This window comes from Pseudomonas sp. FEN (assembly GCF_904067045.1).
GTDB lineage: Bacteria > Pseudomonadota > Gammaproteobacteria > Pseudomonadales > Pseudomonadaceae > Aquipseudomonas.
The window spans coordinates 1-21016 of sequence record NZ_CAJFDC010000004.1; the positions used below are offsets into that span (position 1 = coordinate 1).

A 21016-nucleotide genomic window follows, 5' to 3' on the forward strand; every position below is an offset into this window, starting at 1 on the left:
TACAACTTAACAAATATGTCTTAGGTATAACCTAGAACTTGTAGCCGATACCGACCATGTAGACCCACGGATCAACCTTCACATCGACCTTGGTCTGGCCTACGCCCAAGGCGGTTGGGCCGTCGATGGTGGCTTTGGTGTCGATGTCGATGTACCAGACCGAAGCGTTGACCAGCATGCGGTCGGTGAGCATGTAGTCGAAGCCCAGTTGACCGGCCAGACCCACCGAGTTTTGCAGCTTCATATTGCTGAAGCCTTCGCTCCTGCGCTTGGCGGTCAGGTCTTCACCGAAGAACATGGTGTAGTTGATACCGACACCGGCGTAAGGCTGGAACTTCGAGCTGGCATCCATCGGGTAGTACTGCAGCGACAGGGTCGGTGGTAGTTGCTTGACATCCGCCAGCTTGCCGTCCAACGACGCGCCGAGGCCCTTGACGGCTACTTCATGATGGAAAGGCGAGGCAGCCAGCAGTTCCAGACCGATATGGTCGGTGAACATGTAGGCGAAGGTCAGACCCAGCTGGGTATCGCTGTCCACCGTGGCCTTGGTGCCGGAGACTTTTGCGCCGTCGAGTTTCAGGTCGCCGCTGCTGTCGTTCGGGGCAACGGTGGCGGTACGGCGCGGACGATGAAATCACCGGCCTGGTGGGCCTGCAAGAGGGGCGGCAAGGGCGAGCGCTACGAGAGAGGCGCTGAACAGGGACTTGTGCATTGGGGGGGCTCCAAAGGACGGTTCAAATTCACTGGGTCCAATGGTAAAGAGCGGGCAGGGTCGGCTTTTGACTCAGCTCAATGAACAGCAGGGCCGATCATTGATCCAGCTCAATGAAACGGCAATAGTCGGGGTGGGGCAGGAACTTTTGCACTGCCCCTGTCGACCTCTTCGCGGGCAAGCTCCGCTCCCACAGAGGCTCGGTCGGACACAAGGCTCAGGCTCGACTCAAAACCTGTGGGAGCGGAGCTTGCCCGCGAAGAGGCCCACCCAGTCACCGCAGAGCGACAGGGTTCACTCGGGCAGTTCGTACACATAGATCTTCTGTGCCGCCATGCTGTACCCCGCATCCGCCAGGTCGCTGGTGCTCGGCTTGACCTGCATGTCGCCCTCGATCCAGTACGGCTGGTACAGCTCATCGAGCTTGACTCCCAGCTCACTGGTCACATGCACGATCTGGTTCGATGGCGGTGGCGGCACATGAATGCAGGCGCCGAAATACGGCACCAGCAGAAACTCCGTGGTCCGACCTTCCTCGTTCACTTCCAGCGGCACGATATACCCCGGCAGGCGTACATGCTGGCCGTCCAGTGCCTTGACCACCGGCGCATCGGGCAGCGACTGCTTGGCCGCCGGCGCCGCTTCGGGGTTCATGCTGCCGAGTTTCGACAGATCATGCAGCGGCGTCATCTGCGGCACTTCCGGCGGCGCATCGGCTGGAATCATGTCCTGCCAGGCCAGCTCCCTCGGTTTGTCAGCTGCCCACAACGGCGTGGCGGTCACCACGGACAACGCCAGCAGCAGGCCAGCCAGGACTTTGTTCTTCATCGCAACACTCATAAACGGATGGACAGGCCGTCGGCCAGGGACTGTCGATAGGCGCGCCACGCCGGCACGCCGCCCATCAACAGGGCGGCGACGAGGATACCGCCGAGTAGCGTCCATTCATATTCGCTCGGCCACGACAGTGGCAGGTACAACCCGTAGTTCGATTGCACATAACCCTGGGCCAAGGCGATACACAAGTACAACAGGCCGACCCCGGCCACCACCCCGGACAACGCCAGGGCAAAGGCTTCCAGCACCAGCAGGCTGGCGATATGCCAAGGCCGCGCGCCCACCGAACGCAGGATCGCCATTTCCCGGCGGCGTTCGTTGAGGCTGGTGAGGATCGCCGTGAGCATGCCGATCAAACCGGTCAGCACCACGAACAGCGAGACCACGAACAGCGCCTTTTCCGCCGTGCCCATCAGGCTCCAGAGTTCCTGCAAGGCCACGCCCGGCAGGATCGCCAGCATCGGCTCGCCACGAAACTCGTTGATCTCGCGTTGCAGGGCGAAGGTCGAGACCTTGCTGTTCAGGCCAAGCATGAAGGCGGTGATGGCTTGTGGCGTCAGGTCCATGTTGCGCGCCTGATCGGCACTGATACGTCCGGCGCCATGGGCCGGCACGCCGTTCTGCCAGTCGATGTGGATCGCCTCCATGCCGCCGAGGCTGATATGCAGCGTGCGATCCACCGGCGTGCCGGTGCGCTTGAGGATGCCGACCACGGTGAAGGGCTTGTCGTCGTGCTTGACCAGGCTGACGGCGGCCACGCCATGGGCCAGCACCAGTTTGTCGCCGAGCTTGTAATGCAGCGCGTCCGCCACCTCGGCGCCAAGCACCACCTCGAACGGATCCGTGGCGAAGGGCCTACCTTCGGCCAGTTGCAGGCTCTGCTGGTGGCCGTACTGGTAGTGCTCGAAATAGGCCTCGCTGGTGCCGAGTACCCGGTAGCCGCGATGGGAGTCGCCGAGGGACATCGGGATTGCCCACTTCACTTTCGGGTTGCTGGCGAAGTGCTCGAAGCTGTCCCAGCGGATGTTATTGGTGGCGTTGCCGATCCGGAACACCGAGTACAGCAGCAGGTTCACCGAGCCCGAGCGGGCGCCGACGATCAGGTCGGTGCCGCTGATAGTACTGGCGAAGCTGGCGCGGGCTTCGGTGCGCACGCGCTCCACCGCCAGCAACAGGCAGACCGACAGGGCGATGGCGAAGGCCGTGAGCAGGGCGGTGAAGCGGCGGTTGGCCAGGCTGGCCAGGGCCAGACGAAACAGATACATCTCAGACCTCCGCGGGCGTGGCCGCGCGATTCAATTCGGACAGCGACAGGTGACGGTCGAACAGCGGTGCCAGGCTCTGGTCATGGCTGACGAACAGCAGGCTGGAACCGGCTTCCCGGCATTCGGCGAACAGCAGGCGGATAAAGGCTTCGCGGGCATCGTAGTCCAGCGCCGAGGTCGGCTCGTCGGCGATCACCAGCTCCGGCTGGCCGATCAGCGCGCGGGCGGCGGCAACCCGTTGTTGCTGGCCGATGGACAGCGAGTCGGCGCGGCGTTCGAGCAGGGCCGGGTCGCTCAGACCGAGGTGGGCGAGCAGGGTCGCGGCGGCCTGGTCGGCGCTGCCGTGGCGCTGGATCGCACGGCTGGCGCGCAGTTTGGAAAAGTGACAAGGCAGCTCGACGTTCTCGCGCACCGAGAGAAACGGTAGCAGGTTGAACTGCTGGAAAATGTAGCCGGTGTGGTCGACGCGAAAGCGGTCGCGAGCCCCGGCGCCCAGTTCGGTGAGTTCCTGGCCGAGCAAGCGGATGCTACCCCGATTGGGCTTCTGCACCCCGCCCAACAGACCGAGCAAGGTGGTCTTGCCGCTGCCGCTGGGGCCCTTGAGGAACAGCGTTTCGCCCGGTTCCAGGCGGAACGCCGGAATGTCCAGCAACTGCGGATGACCGGGCCAGTTGAAGCTCAGGTCGGACAGTTCGATAAGTGCTTGGGTCATAAAGGCCGATTCACAGGTGGTGGGCTCTTTGTGGGGACGCTGTTCATCTGTGGGAGCGGAGCTTGCCCGCGAAGGGGATCAACTCGGTGTCTCTGAAGCACCGCGTCGTCCCTTTCGCGGGCAAGCTCCGCTCGCACAGATAAGCGCCATTCCAACAAGGATGGCGATGGATCAGAACTTCAGGGTGGCAGCCTCTGGCGTGGCGTCAACCCCTTGTTGGCCACTGCCGGAAATCAACTGCACCTGAATCTTGTGGGTGGCGGGGAATGTCTTGAACACCTGGCCCAGTTCCAGGGTCTTCAGCGCCGCCGGGGTGGCACAGGTGAACTGGTAGTGGGCGTGGATCTCGCTGTGGTCGTGGTGGTGTTCGGCACCGGCGGCCGGCGTGGTTGCGGCGGCTTCAGGGGCGTGATCGTCATCATCGTCATCGGCTTCTTCAGGTGCCGGGTCGCCGAACAGCGGGCTTTCCAGCTTCTGGTTGGCCACCACGCAACCGGCGGCTTTCGGCAGGTTGAACAGCTCCAGCGGCTTCTCCAGCAAGGCGTGCACGCTGGCCACCTTGGCCTTGTCGGCATCGCTGCTGGCCGGGTGTTCGAAGCCCACCAGGTTCATTGCCGGGCTTTGCAGTTCCAGTTCCAGGGTCTGGCCGTCCAGCGCCGCGTTCAGCCGGCCCACACCGTGCTCGTGGGCACCGAGGCTGCCATGTTCGTGTGCTTCATGGGCTTGGGCGGCAACCAGCGGGAGCAAGGCAAAAGGCAGGGCGAGCAGCAGGTGGCGCATGGCGTTTCTCCGGGAACGGCAACGAGGGTGTTTTGTTATGTGATCTTATAACATTTTATCCCGGGTTCGGCCACTGACTTGGCGTGTCGGGTGACGCGTGGGAGCATGGGCGCCTGTATAGCGAGGTGGCGGCATGGTACGAATTCGAGGCAGCATCGGCCAATGGCCGGTGGATTTGACGGTGGAGCTGGATGAGGGTGACTGGGCGCGGCTGGGGCGCAGTTGCAGGTGAGCGTGCCTGCCGATGCGGATGTTGCGCTGGTGGCGCCTCCGGTGAGCCAGGACGATGCCTTGTGGCGGACGGCCAGGGACCTGGTGCGTCAGGCCGGGCAGATTGATGGGCCGCAGTTGCTGGGACAGTTGGAAGGGTTGGCCGGGAGCACGGCGGCGGCCAAGCGCTTGTTGGTGCGCTTGCGCCATTGCAGCGAGATCAAGGTGCTGAGCGGGACGGATTCGCCGCTTTACAGCTGGGTCGAGGCCTGAAGGGGGGATGTGAGAGCGGAGCTTGCCCACGAAGCTTTGGCGGCCTTCGGGCCGCTCCAGAGCTAAAGCCTGCTCACGCAAGGTCAGTACAACGCAGCGAACAGCCGGCGACGATAGGTGGTCACCAGTGGGTGGTCGTTGCCCAACAGATCGAACACCTGCAGCAAAGTCTTGTGCGGCAGGCCTTCGCTGTAACCGCGATTGCGGATAAACAGCTTGAGCAGACCCTCCAGCGCAGCTTCGTACTGCTGGCGCGACAGCTGTTGTACCGCCAACTGATAGACCGCTTCGTCGTCCTGCGGATTTTGCGCCAGGCGCGCCTTCAGATCAGCCACCTCCGGCAGGTCGGCCGCCTGACGCCAAGAAGGTCAGCTGCGCCTTGGCACCGGCCAGCGCGGCCTTGTACTCGTCGCTCTGACCGCATCCAGTACCACCTGGGCTTCGCCCAGCTCGCCGCGCTCGGCCAGGCAGCGGCCATAGAGAATCAGCGCCTTGGCGTTACTGTTGTCTTCACCGAGCAATACCTTGAGCAGGGCTTCGGCATCGCCGATCCGACCCTCGGCGAACAGCGCCTCGGCCTGTTCCAGGGGATCGGCGGCGACCGGCGGTGGCATCTGTACGTGCGGCTCAAGCATTTTGCGCACCGCCGACTCCGGTTGGGCCCCGGCGAAACCGTCCACCGGCTGGCCGTCCTTGAACAGCACCACGGTAGGCAGGCTGCGAATACCGAAACGAGCGACGATGTCCTGCTCGGCATCGCAGTCGACCTTGGCCAGCAACAGTTCGCCCTGATAGCTCTCGGCGATCTGTTGCAACATCGGCATCAATGCTTTGCAGGGCGCGCACCACTCGGCCAGAAATCCACCAGTACCGGCTTGTGGAACGAATTCTCGATCACCGACTGGTCGAAGTCAGCGGTGGTGGCGTCGAAGATGTAGGGGCTGGGCTGAGTCATTGCAATCTCGAAGAGCGTGGAATGGGGCAACTATAAAGCCTGGGCCGGATGGCCGAAGCACGGTCGCGCTGGCATGGTAAAGACTGACATGGCGAAACTCCTCCGGTTCCGCAGATCCGGCAGGGTGAAGGCTTCGAGCATTTCCAGGCGTCGGTACAGCGGATGGCGGAAATCCCGAACCCGCGAATCCGCCACCAGCGCTTCCCGACCCCGGCTGAGGAATTGATCGAGCAAGGGCAGGTTCTCCCGGTCATACAGAACATCCGCCACCAGGATCAGGTCGAAACGATCGCTCTCGGCGAAGAAATCCTCGCTGTAACCCAGTTCCACCCCATTGAGCGCCGCATTCGCCCGGCAGGCCGCCAGCGCCAGCGGATCAAGGTCGCAGGCCACCACTTCCAGCGCCCCGGCGCGGGCCGCGGCAATTGCCGCCACGCCCGAGCCGGCGCCGAAGTCCAGTACCCGCTTGCCCGCCACCCACTGTGGCTGTGCCGCCAGGTAGCGGGCCATGGCCAGGCCGCTGGCCCAACAGAAACTCCAATAGGGCGGTTCATGCAGAATTCGCCGGGTTTCCTCCGGGGTAAAGGCGCGGTCCATGTTGTGCGCGTCGATCAGCCATAACCGCAGCGCGGTCCCTGGCAATGAACACGCCACCAGTCGCGCATCGCCCAGCAGCTCGCTCAAGGACTGTTGCAGGTCCGTCGGTGCGCTCATGGGGCGGTAAAGAATTGCAACTGGCCGAGGACCTGAGAGGTCGGCTCGGTGATGGTCCGCGCCGGCAGATGCAGGATCAACTGCCCGGACTGGCTGGCCCGCCCGCGCAATTCCACCCGGCTGCCCAGCGGGAACACCTCCGGGTTGAAGCGCAGGTGGAACGGCAGCGCCTGGCCGGTGCCTCTGATCCTGCTGCTGGCCAGCAACTGCTGCGGTCGACCGCGCTCGTCGATCACCAGCAGCGCCAGTTCCGCTTCCGCGCCCGCTGGCACACCCAGCAAGGTGCCGCTCAATTCACGCTGAAACGCGGGCAACGGACCGAGTTCTTCATAGGGAGTGACCGGTTTACTCGTCTGTTGCTGGACCGGGGCCTGCGGGACAGGCTTGGGCGGCGGGCTGCCGCAAGCAGCCAACAGGCCGGCGAGACTGAGCAAAACAAGCGGTCGTACTGACATGAACAGCTCCAACTCAAGGCGAAATACGCTGCATCTATAGGGATAAAAGGTAGTCGGGCGACTGTATACCGTAAAGCCTATGGCTTGTCTTGCGACGGGGATGCGCTACCATGGCCCTCCCATTTTTTGTTGCCTGCCACCATGCACTGTCCCTTCTGCGGTGCCAACGACACCAAAGTCATCGACTCGCGTCTGGTCGCCGAGGGCGAACAGGTGCGCCGCCGGCGCGAATGCCTGGCCTGCGGTGAACGTTTCACCACCTTCGAGACCGCCGAACTGGTCTTGCCACGCCTGATCAAACAGGACGGCAGCCGCCAACCCTTCGACGAAGACAAACTTCGCGCCGGCATGCAGCGCGCGCTGGAAAAGCGCCCGGTCAGCGTCGAGCGCCTGGAAGCCGCGCTGGTGCATATCAAGCACAAGCTGCGGGCCACCGGCGAGCGCGAGGTCAAGTCGCTGGTTGTCGGCGAGCTGGTGATGAGCGAGCTGCAGAAGCTCGACGAAGTCGCCTATATCCGTTTCGCGTCGGTCTATCGCCGCTTCCAGGACCTCAATGAGTTCCGCGAAGAGATCGACCGTCTCGCCCGCGAGCCGGCCAAGGAATGAGCCTTTCGACCGAGCAGGCCGTCCTCGACGCCCACTACATGGCCCGAGCCCTGGAGCTGGCCCGCAAGGGCCGCTACTCGACCCACCCGAACCCTCGGGTCGGCTGTGTGATCGTGCGGGCCGGCGTGGTGGTCGGCGAAGGTTGGCACGTGCGCGCCGGCGAACCCCATGCCGAGGTGCATGCCTTGCGCGAGGCCGCTGAAAACGCCCGCGGCGCCACGGCCTACGTGACCCTTGAACCGTGCAGCCATTTCGGTCGCACGCCACCGTGCGCCGACGCCCTGGTCAAGGCCGGCGTGGCGCGGGTGGTCGTGGCCATGCAGGACCCCAACCCGGAAGTCGCCGGCCGTGGCCTCAAGCGTCTGGCCGATGCCGGTATCGCCGTGCACAGCGGCGTGCTGGAAGGCGAAGCCCGGGCGCTCAACCAGGGCTTCCTCAAACGCATGGAGCATGGCGTGCCATTCGTGCGGGTCAAGCTGGCGATGAGCCTGGATGGCCGTACCGCCATGGCCAGCGGCGAAAGCCAGTGGATCACCGGTCCAGAGGCGCGTTCCGCCGTGCAGCGCTTGCGCGCCCAGGCCAGCGTGGTGCTGACCGGCGCCGACAGCGTGCTGGCGGACAACGCGCGGATGACCGTGCGCCCCGCCGAGCTGGGCCTCGACCCCGAACTGACGGCCCTGGCCGAACGCCGCCCCCCCCTGCGGGTGCTGATCGACGGTCGGCTGCGGGTGCCACTGGAGGCGGCGTTTTTCACGGTGGGGCCGGCGCTGGTGGTGACCTGCACCCCAGGCGCCAGCGAACGCTATCGGGCCCTGGGCCATGAACTGCTGGAAGTGCCCGCTGCCGATGGTCACGTTGACCTGCGCCGCGTGCTCACCGAACTGGCCGCCCGTGGCGTCAACGACGTGCTGGTCGAGGCCGGCCCGCGCCTGGCGGGCGCCTTTGCCCGGCAAGGACTGGTGGATGAATACCAATTGTTTGTCGCTGGTCAGTTTCTCGGCTCCACGGCGCGTCCATTGTTGGACTGGCCATTGGCGCGGATGAGCGAGGCGCCGCGGCTGAAAATCATCGAAATGCGCGCAGTCGGCAGTGACTGGCGAGTCACCGCGATACCTGATCCGACACCCGGCGTATAATTTTCGGCTTGCGCCACGCGCGGGCCTGTTCTCGAGGAGGACTTCATGTTTACCGGCATCATCGAATCCATCGGCAGTATCCGTGCCCTCAACCCCAAGGGCGGTGACGTTCGCGTCTACGTGGAAACCGGCAAGCTGGACCTGGCCGACGTCAAGCTCGGCGACAGCATCGCGGTGAACGGCGTCTGCCTGACCGCTGTCGAGCTGCCGGGCGATGGCTTCTGGGCCGACGTCAGCCGTGAAACCCTGGACTGCACCGCCTTCAACCAGTTGAAAGCCGGCAGCCGGGTCAACCTGGAAAAAGCCCTGACCCCGACCACGCGCCTGGGTGGACACCTGGTCAGCGGCCATGTCGACGGCGTCGGCGAAGTCGTCGCCCGTGAAGAAAACGCCCGGGCCATCCAGTTTCGCATCCGTGCGCCGAAAGACCTGGCCAAGTACATCGCCCACAAGGGCTCGATCACCGTCGACGGCACCAGCCTGACGGTCAACGCGGTGAACGGCGCCGAGTTCGAACTGACCATCGTCCCGCACACCCTGGCCGAAACCATCATGGCCGACTACCGTCCCGGTCGTCAGGTCAACCTCGAAGTCGACCTGCTGGCCCGTTACCTGGAGCGTCTGCTGCTGGGCGACAAGGCCGCGGAACCATCAAGCGGCGGCATCACCGAAAGTTTCCTGGCCGCCAACGGCTACCTCAAATCCTGAAACTCAATTTTTGAAAGAAGGGGGGTGCCGCGTGGCGCTCAACACGATTGAAGAACTGGTCGAAGACATTCGCCAAGGCAAGATGGTCATCCTCATGGATGACGAAGACCGTGAGAACGAAGGCGACCTGATCATGGCCGCCGAATGCTGCAAGGCCGAACACATCAACTTCATGGCCAAGCACGCCCGTGGCCTGATCTGCATGCCCATGAGCCGCGAGCGTTGCGAACTGCTCAAGCTGCCGCTGATGGCGCCGCGCAACGGTTCCGGCTTCGGCACCAAGTTCACCGTGTCCATCGAGGCCAGCGAAGGGGTGACCACCGGTATCTCCGCCGCCGACCGCGCGCGTACCGTGCAAGCGGCGGCCGCCAAGGACGCCAAGGCCGAAGACATCGTCAGTCCCGTCACATCTTCCCGCTGATGGCCCAGCCCGGCGGTACCCTGGCCCGTGCCGGCCACACCGAAGCGGCCTGCGACCTGGCGCGCATGGCCGGTTTCGAGCCGAGCGGGGTGATCTGCGAAGTGATGAACGACGACGGCACCATGTCCCGTCGCGCCGAACTGGAAACCTTCGCCGCCGAGCACAGCATCAAGATCGGCACCATCGCCGACCTGATCCACTACCGGATGATCCACGAACGTACCGTTCAGCGGATTGCCGAGCAGCCACTGGACAGCGAACTGGGGCAATTCACCCTGGTGACCTATCGTGATTCGGTGGAAGGCGATGTGCACATGGCCCTGACCCTGGGCAGCTTCTGCGCCGAAGAGCCGACCCTGGTGCGGGTGCACAACATGGACCCGCTGCGCGACCTGTTGATGGTCAAGCAACCCGGGCGCTGGAGCCTGCGCGCCGCCATGGCCACGGTGGCCGAGGCCGGCAGCGGCGTGGTGCTGTTGCTGGGGCACCCGCTGGACGGCGACGTGCTGCTGGCGCATATCCGCGAGACCGCCGAGCAGGTGCCGGCGAAAAAACCGACCACCTACAGCATTGTCGGGGCCGGTTCGCAGATCCTGCGTGACCTGGGCGTGCGCAAAATGCGCCTGATGAGTGCGCCGATGAAGTTCAATGCGATATCCGGTTTCGACCTGGAAGTAGTAGAATACGTGCCCTCCGAATAAAGACTGGCTGCTCGCGGCCCTTGATTCGCGGTTCAAATATCCCTGAGGGCGCGTACTAGGCGCGCCCCGGCTCTTTAAGAGAATTGTCGAATGACCCTGAAGACCATCGAAGGTACCTTCATCGCCCCCAAAGGCCGCTACGCCCTGGTGGTCGGCCGCTTCAACAGCTTCGTCGTCGAAAGCCTGGTGAGCGGTGCCGTTGACGCCCTGGTTCGCCACGGTGTCAGCGAAAGCGACATCACCATCATCCGTGCGCCTGGCGCCTTCGAGATCCCGCTGGTGGCACAGAAAGTCGCGCAGAAAGGCGACTTCTCGGCGATCATCGCCCTCGGCGCGGTCATTCGTGGCGGTACCCCGCACTTCGAATACGTGGCCGGCGAATGCACCAAGGGCCTGGCCCAGGTCTCCATGGAGTTCGGCGTGCCGGTGGCCTTTGGCGTGCTGACCGTCGACTCCATCGAGCAAGCCATCGAGCGTTCCGGCACCAAGGCCGGCAACAAAGGCGCCGAAGCCGCCCTTTCCGCCCTGGAAATGGTCAGCCTGCTGGCGCAATTGGAGGCTGTGTGATTAGCGACGAAAGCGATCGTTTCAACCCGCGCGATCCGAAGCCCGAAGGCGCCGGCAAGCCCTCCAAGAGCGTCAAGCGTCGCGAAGCCCGTCAACTGGCGACCCAGGCGCTGTACCAGTGGCACATGGCCAAGCAGTCGCTGAACGAAATCGAGGCGCAGTTCCGGGTCGACAACGATTTCAGCGATGTCGACGGCGCGTACTTCCGTGAAATCCTCCACGGCGTCCCGCAGTTCAAGAGCGAGATCGACACGGTCCTCAAGCCGTGCCTGGACATCGAGATCGAAGAGTTGGACCCGGTTGAGCTGGCGGTGTTGCGCCTGTCCACCTGGGAACTGCTCAAGCGCGTTGACGTGCCCTACCGCGTGGTGATCAACGAAGGCATCGAACTGGCCAAGGTCTACGGTTCCACCGATGGTCACAAGTTCGTCAACGGCGTGCTCGACAAGCTGGCGCCGCGCCTGCGTGAAGCTGAAGTGAAGGCGTTCAAGCGCTGATCCGCGCTTGACCTTTGCATGGGCGAGTTCGAGCTGATCCGCAATTTCTTCGCCGCCGCGCCCTGTGCGCAGGCCGGCGAGGGCGTTGCCCTGGGCATCGGCGACGACTGCGCTCTGCTCAGCGTCCCCGCCGGGGAGCAATTGGCGATTTCCACCGACACCCTGGTGGCCGGTGTGCACTTTGCCGACCCCTGCGACCCTTTCCTGCTCGGCCAGCGCGCGCTGGCCGTGGCCGCCAGCGACCTGGCCGCCATGGGCGCCACACCCCTGGCCTTTACCCTGGCCCTGACCTTGCCGCACAACGACGCCAGTTGGCTGCAAGCCTTCGCCCACGGCCTGAACCTGATGGCGCAACACTGTGCCTTGCGCCTGGTGGGCGGCGACACCACCCGTGGACCGCTGTGCCTGACGCTGACGGTGTTCGGTCGGGTGCCGACGGGGCAGGCCTTGACCCGCGGCGGCGCGCAAGTCGGCGACCTGCTGTGTGTCGGCGGCGAGTTGGGCAATGCGGCCGGCGCCTTGCCGCTGGTGCTGGGGCAGCGTACGGCGGAGCCGGCGATTGCCGAGCCGCTGCTGGAGCACTACTGGTCGCCCAAGCCGCAATTGGCACTGGGTCAGTTCTTGCGCAACAAGGCGACCTCGGCACTGGATATCTCCGATGGGCTCTTGGCCGATTGCGGGCATATCGCGGCGGCATCCGCGGTCAGGTTGCAGGTGGCGCACGACGCGCTGCCCTTGTCGTCGGCGTTGCGGGCCTTTCTCGGTCAGGATGGCGCCCACCAGGCGGCCCTCAGCGGTGGCGATGACTACGTGCTGGCCTTTACCCTGCCAGCCGACGAGTGGCCCGGGTTGCTGGCCGCGCACCCATCGGTACGGATGATCGGGCAGGTACTGGCCGGGCAGGGCGTGCTCCTGGTGGACGCCGCTGGCCGCGATATCACACCGGGCCGCGGCCGGCCGCCGCGTCTGGGCATCCCGGCATTTCGCTGGCCTTCCGGCACCGCCCGGCACCGCCACGCCGGCCACCCGTCGCGGTGCCGCTCCACTGTATCTCGTATGGCGCTCTGGCTGGCGGCTCGCCCGATCTGCGGCGTCCACCGCCCGGCTCTCTGTCGAAGGTCGCCCTCTGCGGGTCCGACCACGGCTCGTCCTGCCGCCCGACATGGCTCGGCTGGCGATCCCCTCCGGCTGGTCCCGGGACGGCCTTCTGTTCTGGCGGGTCTTCGCTGGTTCGCATCTTCGACATCCAGCTGGCCGTGTGGTGGCCCGGGGCAGCAGCGAAAATGGCTCCGGTCGGAAATATAGCATCGCATAGAAACTCGTCACGGACGCGATCTTCTGCTGGCCCATCCAGCCCAGGGCGTCTGGCTGCACCCTTATACCCGCAGCACGCAGCGGTCGGGGGTGCCGCTCGCCTGGCGGCGCTGTAGGTGGCACGAGCTCGAACGTTCCTTCCGGCATCCGCCCGCCCGAAACCTCGATCACCGGCCCGGACGCGACACCGGCTTCCTGATCCATTCCGTCGTCGCCCGGCTTCTTGCATCGCCCACACCATCTTCTCACCCCCAACGGGCTACCCTGAAAACCACACCCGAGCCGCAGCCACCGCACCCCCAACCGCCCAGCTCCACCCGACACCTGCCACGATTCCTCAAGAAGTAAAGAGGTGCTACCCGCCAACCCTTCCGCCACTGGCCAGCCAGGCCGCAGCCCCCCGGCCAGTACCCCACTCATCCCGCAGCATCATGCCCCAACCTCCTGCCAATGACATGGCCGGTCGATCGGAGGCGGATCGTGCACAGGGGGCTTGAGGGATGGTCGAAGAGGAAGCGGATACAGGCAGAGAAGAACCCGCGCCAGCAGACCAGTAACCAGCCCCCGTCCCGGCACCAGCCAGAGGGCTGATCCCACATGCACCCGGACCATCCTCGGTTCCCCACGACCATCTTCCGGTGTCGGTCGTGTACCAGATGGGACTGCCGCCAGAGGCAACAACATGTGACGAAAGCATCAGCCGGGCCCAGTCGGGCAGCATCTGCCATAACGGTTAAAGGGTAGCGCAACCAGCGACCCCAGGTGGCCCGGCGCCTTGGGCAAGGTGCCGGCCGAAGCCGAAGGCCAGGAAATGGCCCAGGGGATTGGCGCCAGACCGGACGGCGGCACGTGTCGGCCGGGACCTGCCTTGGGATGATCGTGTCACGGTGGTCTCCGGAAAAATGTTGGGTAACCCGGCGCGCCGGTGTGATATCGCGGCACGGCGGGAGCACGCTCGAGACTGCCGATCACCGTAGATGGGTGCGCGGCCAGCAACCCGGGCCACTCGTCGGCTGGCAGGGTAAAGGCCAGCACGTAGTCATCGCCACCGCTGAGGGCCGCCTGGTGGGCGCCATCCTGACCGAGAAAGGCCCGCAACGCCGACGACAAGGGCAGCGCGTCGTGCGCCACCTGCAACCTGACGCGGATGCCGCCGCGATATGCCCGCAATCGGCCAAGAGCCCATCGGAGATATCCAGTGCCGAGGTCGCCTTGTTGCGCAAGAACTGACCCAGTGCCAATTGCGGCTTGGGCGACCAGTAGTGCTCCAGCAGCGGCTCGGCAATCGCCGGCTCCGCCGTACGCTGCCCCAGCACCAGCGGCAAGGCGCCGGCCGCATTGCCCAACTCGCCGCCGACACACAGCAGGTCGCCGACTTGCGCGCCGCCGCGGGTCAAGGCCTGCCCCGTCGGCACCCGACCGAACACCGTCAGCGTCAGGCACAGCGGTCCACGGGTGGTGTCGCCGCCCACCAGGCGCAAGGCACAGTGTTGCGCCATCAGGTTCAGGCCGTGGGCGAAGGCTTGCAGCCAACTGGCGTCGTTGTGCGGCAAGGTCAGGGCCAGGGTAAAGGCCAGGGGTGTGGCGCCCATGGCGGCCAGGTCGCTGGCGGCCACGGCCAGCGCGCGCTGGCCGAGCAGGAAAGGGTCGCAGGGGTCGGCAAAGTGCACACCGGCCACCAGGGTGTCGGTGGAAATCGCCAATTGCTCCCCGGCGGGACGCTGAGCAGAGCGCAGTCGTCGCCGATGCCCAGGGCAACGCCCTCGCCGGCCTGCGCACAGGGCGCGGCGGCGAAGAAATTGCGGATCAGCTCGAACTCGCCCATGCAAAGGTCAAGCGCGGATCAGCGCTTGAACGCCTTCACTTCAGCTTCACGCAGGCGCGGCGCCAGCTTGTCGAGCACGCCGTTGACGAACTTGTGACCATCGGTGGAACCGTAGACCTTGGCCAGTTCGATGCCTTCGTTGATCACCACGCGGTAGGGCACGTCAACGCGCTTGAGCAGTTCCCAGGTGGACAGGCGCAACACCGCCAGCTCAACCGGGTCCAACTCTTCGATCTCGATGTCCAGGCACGGCTTGAGGACCGTGTCGATCTCGCTCTTGAACTGCGGGACGCCGTGGAGGATTTCACGGAAGTACGCGCCGTCGACATCGCTGAAATCGTTGTCGACCCGGAACTGCGCCTCGATTTCGTTCAGCGACTGCTTGGCCATGTGCCACTGGTACAGCGCCTGGGTCGCCAGTTGACGGGCTTCGCGACGCTTGACGCTCTTGGAGGGCTTGCCGGCGCCTTCGGGCTTCGGATCGCGCGGGTTGAAACGATCGCTTTCGTCGCTAATCACACAGCCTCCAATTGCGCCAGCAGGCTGACCATTTCCAGGGCGGAAAGGGCGGCTTCGGCGCCTTTGTTGCCGGCCTTGGTGCCGGAACGCTCGATGGCTTGCTCGATGGAGTCGACGGTCAGCACGCCAAAGGCCACCGGCACGCCGAACTCCATGGAGACCTGGGCCAGGCCCTTGGTGCATTCGCCGGCCACGTATTCGAAGTGCGGGGTACCGCCACGAATGACCGCGCCGAGGGCGATGATCGCCGAGAAGTCGCCTTTCTGCGCGACTTTCTGTGCCACCAGCGGGATCTCGAAGGCGCCAGGCGCACGGATGATGGTGATGTCGCTTTCGCTGACACCGTGGCGAACCAGGGCGTCAACGGCACCGCTCACCAGGCTTTCGACGACGAAGCTGTTGAAGCGGCCGACCACCAGGGCGTAGCGGCCTTTGGGGGCGATGAAGGTACCTTCGATGGTCTTCAGGGTCATTCGACAATTCTCTTAAAGAGCCGGGGCGCGCCTAGTACGCGCCCCTCAGGGATATTTGAACCGCGAATCAAGGGCCGCGAGCAGCCAGTCTTTATTCGGAGGGCACGTATTCTACTACTTCCAGGTCGAAACCGGATATCGCATTGAACTTCATCGGCGCACTCATCAGGCGCATTTTGCGCACGCCCAGGTCACGCAGGATCTGCGAACCGGCCCCGACAATGCTGTAGGTGGTCGGTTTTTTCGCCGGCACCTGCTCGGCGGTCTCGCGGATATGCGCCAGCAGCACGTCGCCGTCCAGCGGGTGCCCCAGCAACAGCACCACGCCGCTGCCGGCCTCGGCCACCGTGGCCATGGCGGCGCGCAGGCTCCAGCGCCCGGGTTGCTTGACCATCAACAGGTCGCGCAGCGGGTCCATGTTGTGCACCCGCACCAGGGTCGGCTCTTCGGCGCAGAAGCTGCCCAGGGTCAGGGCCATGTGCACATCGCCTTCCACCGAATCACGATAGGTCACCAGGGTGAATTGCCCCAGTTCGCTGTCCAGTGGCTGCTCGGCAATCCGCTGAACGGTACGTTCGTGGATCATCCGGTAGTGGATCAGGTCGGCGATGGTGCCGATCTTGATGCTGTGCTCGGCGGCGAAGGTTTCCAGTTCGGCGCGACGGGACATGGTGCCGTCGTCGTTCATCACTTCGCAGATCACCCCGCTCGGCTCGAAACCGGCCATGCGCGCCAGGTCGCAGGCCGCTTCGGTGTGGCCGGCACGGGCCAGGGTACCGCCGGGCTGGGCCATCAGCGGGAAGATGTGACCGGGACTGACGATGTCTTCGGCCTTGGCGTCCTTGGCGGCCGCCGCTTGCACGGTACGCGCGCGGTCGGCGGCGGAGATACCGGTGGTCACCCCTTCGCTGGCCTCGATGGACACGGTGAACTTGGTGCCGAAGCCGGAACCGTTGCGCGGCGCCATCAGCGGCAGCTTGAGCAGTTCGCAACGCTCGCGGCTCATGGGCATGCAGATCAGGCCACGGGCGTGCTTGGCCATGAAGTTGATGTGTTCGGCCTTGCAGCATTCGGCGGCCATGATCAGGTCGCCTTCGTTCTCACGGTCTTCGTCATCCATGAGGATGACCATCTTGCCTTGGCGAATGTCTTCGACCAGTTCTTCAATCGTGTTGAGCGCCACGCGGCACCCCCCTTCTTTCAAAAATTGAGTTTCAGGATTTGAGGTAGCCGTTGGCGGCCAGGAAACTTTCGGTGATGCCGCCGCTTGATGGTTCCGCGGCCTTGTCGCCCAGCAGCAGACGCTCCAGGTAACGGGCCAGCAGGTCGACTTCGAGGTTGACCTGACGACCGGGACGGTAGTCGGCCATGATGGTTTCGGCCAGGGTGTGCGGGACGATGGTCAGTTCGAACTCGGCGCCGTTCACCGCGTTGACCGTCAGGCTGGTGCCGTCGACGGTGATCGAGCCCTTGTGGGCGATGTACTTGGCCAGGTCTTTCGGCGCACGGATGCGAAACTGGATGGCCCGGGCGTTTTCTTCACGGGCGACGACTTCGCCGACGCCGTCGACATGGCCGCTGACCAGGTGTCCACCCAGGCGCGTGGTCGGGGTCAGGGCTTTTTCCAGGTTGACCCGGCTGCCGGCTTTCAACTGGTTGAAGGCGGTGCAGTCCAGGGTTTCACGGCTGACGTCGGCCCAGAAGCCATCGCCCGGCAGCTCGACAGCGGTCAGGCAGACGCCGTTCACCGCGATGCTGTCGCCGAGCTTGACGTCGGCCAGGTCCAGCTTGCCGGTTTCCACGTAGACGCGAACGTCACCGCCCTTGGGGTTGAGGGCACGGATACTGCCGATGGATTCGATGATGCCGGTAAACATGAAGTCCTCCTCGAGAACAGGCCCGCGCGTGGCGCAAGCCGAAAATTATACGCCGGGTGTCGGATCAGGTATCGCGGTGACTCGCCAGTCACTGCCGACTGCGCGCATTTCGATGATTTTCAGCCGCGGCGCCTCGCTCATCCGCGCCAATGGCCAGTCCAACAATGGACGCGCCGTGGAGCCGAGAAACTGACCAGCGACAAACAATTGTATTCATCCACCAGTCCTTGCCGGGCAAAGGCGCCCGCCAGGCGCGGGCCGGCCTCGACCAGCACGTCGTTGACGCCACGGGCGGCCAGTTCGGTGAGCACGCCGGCGCAGGTCAACGTGACCATCGGCAGCGGGCACTTCCAGCAGTTCATGGCCCAGGGCCCGATAGCGTTCGCTGGCGCCTGGGGTGCAGGTCACCACCAGCGCCGGCCCCACCGTGAAAAACGCCGCCTCCAGTGGCACCCGCAGCCGACCGTCGATCAGCACCCGCAGGGGGGGGCGGCGTTCGGCCAGGGCCGTCAGTTCGGGGTCGAGGCCCAGCTCGGCGGGGCGCACGGTCATCCGCGCGTTGTCCGCCAGCACGCTGTCGGCGCCGGTCAGCACCACGCTGGCCTGGGCGCGCAAGCGCTGCACGGCGGAACGCGCCTCTGGACCGGTGATCCACTGGCTTTCGCCGCTGGCCATGGCGGTACGGCCATCCAGGCTCATCGCCAGCTTGACCCGCACGAATGGCACGCCATGCTCCATGCGTTTGAGGAAGCCCTGGTTGAGCGCCCGGGCTTCGCCTTCCAGCACGCCGCTGTGCACGGCGATACCGGCATCGGCCAGACGCTTGAGGCCACGGCCGGCGACTTCCGGGTTGGGGTCCTGCATGGCCACGACCACCCGCGCCACGCCGGCCTTGACCAGGGCGTCGGCGCACGGTGGCGTGCGACCGAAATGGCTGCACGGTTCAAGGGTCACGTAGGCCGTGGCGCCGCGGGCGTTTTCAGCGGCCTCGCGCAAGGCATGCACCTCGGCATGGGGTTCGCCGGCGCGCACGTGCCAACCTTCGCCGACCACCACGCCGGCCCGCACGATCACACAGCCGACCCGAGGGTTCGGGTGGGTCGAGTAGCGGCCCTTGCGGGCCAGCTCCAGGGCTCGGGCCATGTAGTGGGCGTCGAGGACGGCCTGCTCGGTCGAAAGGCTCATTCCTTGGCCGGCTCGCGGGCGAGACGGTCGATCTCTTCGCGGAACTCATTGAGGTCCTGGAAGCGGCGATAGACCGACGCGAAACGGATATAGGCGACTTCGTCGAGCTTCTGCAGCTCGCTCATCACCAGCTCGCCGACAACCAGCGACTTGACCTCGCGCTCGCCGGTGGCCCGCAGCTTGTGCTTGATATGCACCAGCGCGGCTTCCAGGCGCTCGACGCTGACCGGGCGCTTTTCCAGCGCGCGCTGCATGCCGGCGCGAAGTTTGTCTTCGTCGAAGGGTTGGCGGCTGCCGTCCTGTTTGATCAGGCGTGGCAAGACCAGTTCGGCGGTCTCGAAGGTGGTGAAACGTTCACCGCAGGCCAGGCATTCGCGCCGGCGGCGCACCTGTTCGCCCTCGGCGACCAGACGCGAGTCGATGACTTTGGTGTCGTTGGCACCGCAGAAGGGACAGTGCATGGTGGCAGGCAACAAAAAATGGGAGGGCCATGGTAGCGCATCCCCGTCGCAAGACAAGCCATAGGCTTTACGGTATACAGTCGCCCGACTACCTTTTATCCCTATAGATGCAGCGTATTTCGCCTTGAGTTGGAGCTGTTCATGTCAGTACGACCGCTTGTTTTGCTCAGTCTCGCCGGCCTGTTGGCTGCTTGCGGCAGCCCGCCGCCAAGCCTGTCCCGCAGGCCCCGGTCCAGCAACAGACGAGTAAACCGGTCACTCCCTATGAAGAACTCGGTCCGTTGCCCGCGTTTCAGCGTGAATTGAGCGGCACCTTGCTGGGTGTGCCAGCGGGCGCGGAAGCGGAACTGGCGCTGCTGGTGATCGACGAGCGCGGTCGACCGCAGCAGTTGCTGGCCAGCAGCAGGATCAGAGGCACCGGCCAGGCGCTGCCGTTCCACCTGCGCTTCAACCCGGAGGTGTTCCCGCTGGGCAGCCGGGTGGAATTGCGCGGGCGGGCCAGCCAGTCCGGGCAGTTGATCCTGCATCTGCCGGCGCGGACCATCACCGAGCCGACCTCTCAGGTCCTCGGCCAGTTGCAATTCTTTACCGCCCCATGAGCGCACCGACGGACCTGCAACAGTCCTTGAGCGAGCTGCTGGGCGATGCGCGGACTGGTGGCGTGTTCATTGCCAGGGACCGCGCTGCGGTTATGGCTGATCGACGCGCACAACATGGACCGCGCCTTTACCCCGGAGGAAACCCGGCGAATTCTGCATGAACCGCCCTATTGGAGTTTCTGTTGGGCCAGCGGCCTGGCCATGGCCCGCTACCTGGCGGCACAGCCACAGTGGGTGGCGGGCAAGCGGGTACTGGACTTCGGCGCCGGCTCGGGCGTGGCGGCAATTGCCGCGGCCCGCGCCGGGGCGCTGGAAGTGGTGGCCTGCGACCTTGATCCGCTGGCGCTGGCGGCCTGCCGGGCGAATGCGGCGCTCAATGGGGTGGAACTGGGTTACAGCGAGGATTTCTTCGCCGAGAGCGATCGTTTCGACCTGATCCTGGTGGCGGATGTTCTGTATGACCGGGAGAACCTGCCCTTGCTCGATCAATTCCTCAGCCGGGGTCGGGAAGCGCTGGTGGCGGATTCGCGGGTTCGGGATTTCCGCCATCCGCTGTACCGACGCCTGGAAATGCTCGAAGCCTTCACCCTGCCGGATCTGGCGGAACCGGAGGAGTTTCGCCATGTCAGTCTTTACCATGCCCAGCGCGACCGTGCTTCCGGCCATCCGGCCCAGGCTTTATAGTTGCCCCATTCCACGCTCTTCGAGATTGCAATGACTCAGCCCAGCCCTACATCTTCGACGCCACCACCGCTGACTTCGACCAGTCGGTGATCGAGAATTCGTTCCACAAGCCGGTACTGGTGGATTTCTGGGCCGAGTGGTGCGCGCCCTGCAAAGCATTGATGCCGATGTTGCAACAGATCGCCGAGAGCTATCAGGGCGAACTGTTGCTGGCCAAGGTCGACTGCGATGCCGAGCAGGACATCGTCGCTCGTTTCGGTATTCGCAGCCTGCCTACCGTGGTGCTGTTCAAGGACGGCCAGCCGGTGGACGGTTTCGCCGGGGCCCAACCGGAGTCGGCGGTGCGCAAAATGCTTGAGCCGCACGTACAGATGCCACCGCCGGTCGCCGCCGATCCCTGGAACAGGCCGAGGCGCTGTTCGCCGAGGGTCGGATCGGCGATGCCGAAGCCCTGCTCAAGGTATTGCTCGGTGAAGACAACAGTAACGCCAAGGCGCTGATTCTCTATGGCCGCTGCCTGGCCGAGCGCG

15 protein-coding genes and 12 pseudogenes are annotated in these 21016 nt (G+C 64.8%); 11 read left to right on the top strand and 16 right to left on the bottom strand.

Going from position 1 to position 21016, the window contains the following annotated elements; translation table 11 throughout:
- Window positions 1-31: 31 nt before the first annotated feature.
- The 5 genes and pseudogenes from PFEN_RS05535 to PFEN_RS05555 all read right to left on the bottom strand — a co-directional run bounded on the left by PFEN_RS05535 (window position 32) and on the right by PFEN_RS05555 (window position 4306).
- Window positions 32-712: pseudogene (locus PFEN_RS05535) on the bottom strand (OmpW/AlkL family protein).
- 294 nt (window positions 713-1006) lie between these two features.
- A complete protein-coding gene (locus PFEN_RS05540) occupies window positions 1007-1540 on the bottom strand; it encodes a DUF3299 domain-containing protein (RefSeq protein WP_191485961.1) in 534 nt (177 codons plus the stop codon).
- An 8-nt stretch (window positions 1541-1548) separates the two neighbouring features.
- Entirely contained in the window at window positions 1549-2814 is a 1266-nt protein-coding gene (locus PFEN_RS05545) for an ABC transporter permease (protein ID WP_191485962.1), read from the bottom strand.
- Between the two features lies 1 nt (window position 2815).
- Entirely contained in the window at window positions 2816-3526 is a 711-nt protein-coding gene (locus PFEN_RS05550) for an ABC transporter ATP-binding protein (RefSeq protein WP_191485963.1), read from the bottom strand.
- 171 nt (window positions 3527-3697) lie between these two features.
- Window positions 3698-4306: a DUF2796 domain-containing protein gene (locus PFEN_RS05555; RefSeq protein ID WP_191485964.1), complete on the bottom strand. Its 609-nt coding sequence runs from the start codon at window positions 4304-4306 to the stop codon at window positions 3698-3700.
- A 133-nt stretch (window positions 4307-4439) separates the two neighbouring features.
- Here PFEN_RS05555 and PFEN_RS05560 point away from each other — a divergent pair.
- Window positions 4440-4789 (top strand): annotated as a pseudogene (locus tag PFEN_RS05560) (hypothetical protein).
- An 83-nt stretch (window positions 4790-4872) separates the two neighbouring features.
- Here PFEN_RS05560 and trxA (PFEN_RS05565) read toward each other — a convergent pair.
- From trxA (PFEN_RS05565) to PFEN_RS05575, 3 genes and pseudogenes are all read right to left on the bottom strand, one after another.
- Window positions 4873-5744 (bottom strand): annotated as a pseudogene (trxA, locus tag PFEN_RS05565) (thioredoxin).
- 70 nt (window positions 5745-5814) lie between these two features.
- Window positions 5815-6458: pseudogene (locus PFEN_RS05570) on the bottom strand (class I SAM-dependent methyltransferase); the annotation flags it as partial.
- On the bottom strand, window positions 6455-6913 hold the full coding sequence (locus PFEN_RS05575; protein ID WP_191485969.1) for a hypothetical protein: 459 nt from the start codon (window positions 6911-6913) through the stop codon (window positions 6455-6457). The gene PFEN_RS05575 and the pseudogene PFEN_RS05570, both read right to left, overlap by 4 nt.
- Before the next feature lie 141 nt (window positions 6914-7054).
- On the opposite strand from PFEN_RS05575, the gene nrdR (PFEN_RS05580) reads away from it, so the two are divergent.
- From nrdR (PFEN_RS05580) to thiL (PFEN_RS05610), 7 genes and pseudogenes are all read left to right on the top strand, one after another.
- Window positions 7055-7519 carry a transcriptional regulator NrdR gene (gene nrdR / locus PFEN_RS05580; RefSeq protein WP_191485968.1) on the top strand — a complete coding sequence of 155 codons (465 nt, stop codon included), beginning with the start codon at window positions 7055-7057 and terminating at the stop codon, window positions 7517-7519.
- Entirely contained in the window at window positions 7516-8655 is a 1140-nt protein-coding gene (gene ribD, locus PFEN_RS05585) for a bifunctional diaminohydroxyphosphoribosylaminopyrimidine deaminase/5-amino-6-(5-phosphoribosylamino)uracil reductase RibD (protein WP_191485973.1), read from the top strand. The genes nrdR (PFEN_RS05580) and ribD (PFEN_RS05585) overlap by 4 nt, the downstream gene beginning before the upstream one ends.
- A 45-nt stretch (window positions 8656-8700) precedes the next feature.
- Window positions 8701-9363 (top strand): riboflavin synthase, encoded by a 663-nt coding sequence (locus tag PFEN_RS05590; RefSeq protein ID WP_040071243.1) that lies wholly within the window; start codon window positions 8701-8703, stop codon window positions 9361-9363.
- A 31-nt stretch (window positions 9364-9394) separates the two neighbouring features.
- Window positions 9395-10485 (top strand): annotated as a pseudogene (gene ribBA, locus PFEN_RS05595) (bifunctional 3,4-dihydroxy-2-butanone-4-phosphate synthase/GTP cyclohydrolase II).
- Between the two features lie 90 nt (window positions 10486-10575).
- On the top strand, window positions 10576-11052 hold the full coding sequence (ribE, locus tag PFEN_RS05600; RefSeq protein ID WP_040071241.1) for a 6,7-dimethyl-8-ribityllumazine synthase: 477 nt from the start codon (window positions 10576-10578) through the stop codon (window positions 11050-11052).
- Window positions 11049-11549: a transcription antitermination factor NusB gene (gene nusB, locus PFEN_RS05605; RefSeq protein ID WP_177101688.1), complete on the top strand. Its 501-nt coding sequence runs from the start codon at window positions 11049-11051 to the stop codon at window positions 11547-11549. The genes ribE (PFEN_RS05600) and nusB (PFEN_RS05605) overlap by 4 nt, the downstream gene beginning before the upstream one ends.
- An 18-nt stretch (window positions 11550-11567) precedes the next feature.
- A pseudogene (thiL, locus tag PFEN_RS05610) lies at window positions 11568-12494 on the top strand (thiamine-phosphate kinase); the annotation flags it as partial.
- A gap of 1075 nt (window positions 12495-13569) precedes the next feature.
- On the opposite strand, the pseudogene PFEN_RS30460 reads toward thiL (PFEN_RS05610), so the two are convergent.
- The 8 genes and pseudogenes from PFEN_RS30460 to nrdR (PFEN_RS05645) form a co-directional block, all read right to left on the bottom strand.
- Window positions 13570-13712 (bottom strand): annotated as a pseudogene (locus PFEN_RS30460) (phosphatidylglycerophosphatase A); the annotation flags it as partial.
- 33 nt (window positions 13713-13745) lie between these two features.
- A pseudogene (thiL, locus tag PFEN_RS05615) lies at window positions 13746-14688 on the bottom strand (thiamine-phosphate kinase).
- An 18-nt stretch (window positions 14689-14706) separates the two neighbouring features.
- Window positions 14707-15207 (bottom strand): transcription antitermination factor NusB, encoded by a 501-nt coding sequence (gene nusB / locus PFEN_RS05620; protein ID WP_177101688.1) that lies wholly within the window; start codon window positions 15205-15207, stop codon window positions 14707-14709.
- Entirely contained in the window at window positions 15204-15680 is a 477-nt protein-coding gene (ribE, locus tag PFEN_RS05625; RefSeq protein WP_040071241.1) for a 6,7-dimethyl-8-ribityllumazine synthase, read from the bottom strand. Before ribE (PFEN_RS05625) ends, nusB (PFEN_RS05620) begins: the two co-directional genes overlap by 4 nt.
- A gap of 91 nt (window positions 15681-15771) precedes the next feature.
- Window positions 15772-16863 carry a bifunctional 3,4-dihydroxy-2-butanone-4-phosphate synthase/GTP cyclohydrolase II gene (gene ribBA / locus PFEN_RS05630; RefSeq protein ID WP_191485974.1) on the bottom strand — a complete coding sequence of 364 codons (1092 nt, stop codon included), beginning with the start codon at window positions 16861-16863 and terminating at the stop codon, window positions 15772-15774.
- A gap of 31 nt (window positions 16864-16894) precedes the next feature.
- Window positions 16895-17557, bottom strand: a complete 663-nt coding sequence (locus PFEN_RS05635) for a riboflavin synthase (protein WP_040071243.1) — start codon at window positions 17555-17557, stop codon at window positions 16895-16897.
- A gap of 45 nt (window positions 17558-17602) precedes the next feature.
- Window positions 17603-18742: pseudogene (gene ribD / locus PFEN_RS05640) on the bottom strand (bifunctional diaminohydroxyphosphoribosylaminopyrimidine deaminase/5-amino-6-(5-phosphoribosylamino)uracil reductase RibD).
- Window positions 18739-19203, bottom strand: coding sequence for a transcriptional regulator NrdR (gene nrdR, locus PFEN_RS05645; protein WP_191485968.1), 465 nt, complete (start codon window positions 19201-19203; stop codon window positions 18739-18741). The pseudogene ribD (PFEN_RS05640) and the gene nrdR (PFEN_RS05645) overlap by 4 nt, the downstream one beginning before the upstream one ends.
- 141 nt (window positions 19204-19344) lie before the next feature.
- Between nrdR (PFEN_RS05645) and PFEN_RS05650 the strand changes: the two are divergent.
- The 3 pseudogenes from PFEN_RS05650 to trxA (PFEN_RS05660) all read left to right on the top strand — a co-directional run.
- Window positions 19345-19802, top strand: a pseudogene (locus tag PFEN_RS05650) (hypothetical protein).
- Window positions 19799-20486 (top strand): annotated as a pseudogene (locus tag PFEN_RS05655) (class I SAM-dependent methyltransferase). Before PFEN_RS05650 ends, PFEN_RS05655 begins: the two co-directional pseudogenes overlap by 4 nt.
- Window positions 20483-21016: pseudogene (gene trxA, locus PFEN_RS05660) on the top strand (thioredoxin); the annotation flags it as partial. The pseudogenes PFEN_RS05655 and trxA (PFEN_RS05660), both read left to right, overlap by 4 nt.

Excerpts from the sequence above, each read along its gene's own strand:
- ribE (WP_040071241.1), top strand. The coding sequence starts at position 10,576 with ATGACCCTGAAGACCATCGAAGGTACCTTCATCGCCCCCAAAGGCCGC.
- PFEN_RS05555 (WP_191485964.1), bottom strand. The coding sequence starts at position 4,306 with ATGCGCCACCTGCTGCTCGCCCTGCCTTTTGCCTTGCTCCCGCTGGTT.
- PFEN_RS05540 (WP_191485961.1), bottom strand. The coding sequence starts at position 1,540 with ATGAAGAACAAAGTCCTGGCTGGCCTGCTGCTGGCGTTGTCCGTGGTG.
- PFEN_RS05550 (WP_191485963.1), bottom strand. The coding sequence starts at position 3,526 with ATGACCCAAGCACTTATCGAACTGTCCGACCTGAGCTTCAACTGGCCC.
- nrdR (WP_191485968.1), bottom strand. The coding sequence starts at position 19,203 with ATGCACTGTCCCTTCTGCGGTGCCAACGACACCAAAGTCATCGACTCG.
- PFEN_RS05635 (WP_040071243.1), bottom strand. The coding sequence starts at position 17,557 with ATGTTTACCGGCATCATCGAATCCATCGGCAGTATCCGTGCCCTCAAC.
- PFEN_RS05575 (WP_191485969.1), bottom strand. The coding sequence starts at position 6,913 with ATGTCAGTACGACCGCTTGTTTTGCTCAGTCTCGCCGGCCTGTTGGCT.
- nrdR (WP_191485968.1), top strand. The coding sequence starts at position 7,055 with ATGCACTGTCCCTTCTGCGGTGCCAACGACACCAAAGTCATCGACTCG.
- ribE (WP_040071241.1), bottom strand. The coding sequence starts at position 15,680 with ATGACCCTGAAGACCATCGAAGGTACCTTCATCGCCCCCAAAGGCCGC.
- PFEN_RS05590 (WP_040071243.1), top strand. The coding sequence starts at position 8,701 with ATGTTTACCGGCATCATCGAATCCATCGGCAGTATCCGTGCCCTCAAC.
- PFEN_RS05545 (WP_191485962.1), bottom strand. The coding sequence starts at position 2,814 with ATGTATCTGTTTCGTCTGGCCCTGGCCAGCCTGGCCAACCGCCGCTTC.
- ribD (WP_191485973.1), top strand. The coding sequence starts at position 7,516 with ATGAGCCTTTCGACCGAGCAGGCCGTCCTCGACGCCCACTACATGGCC.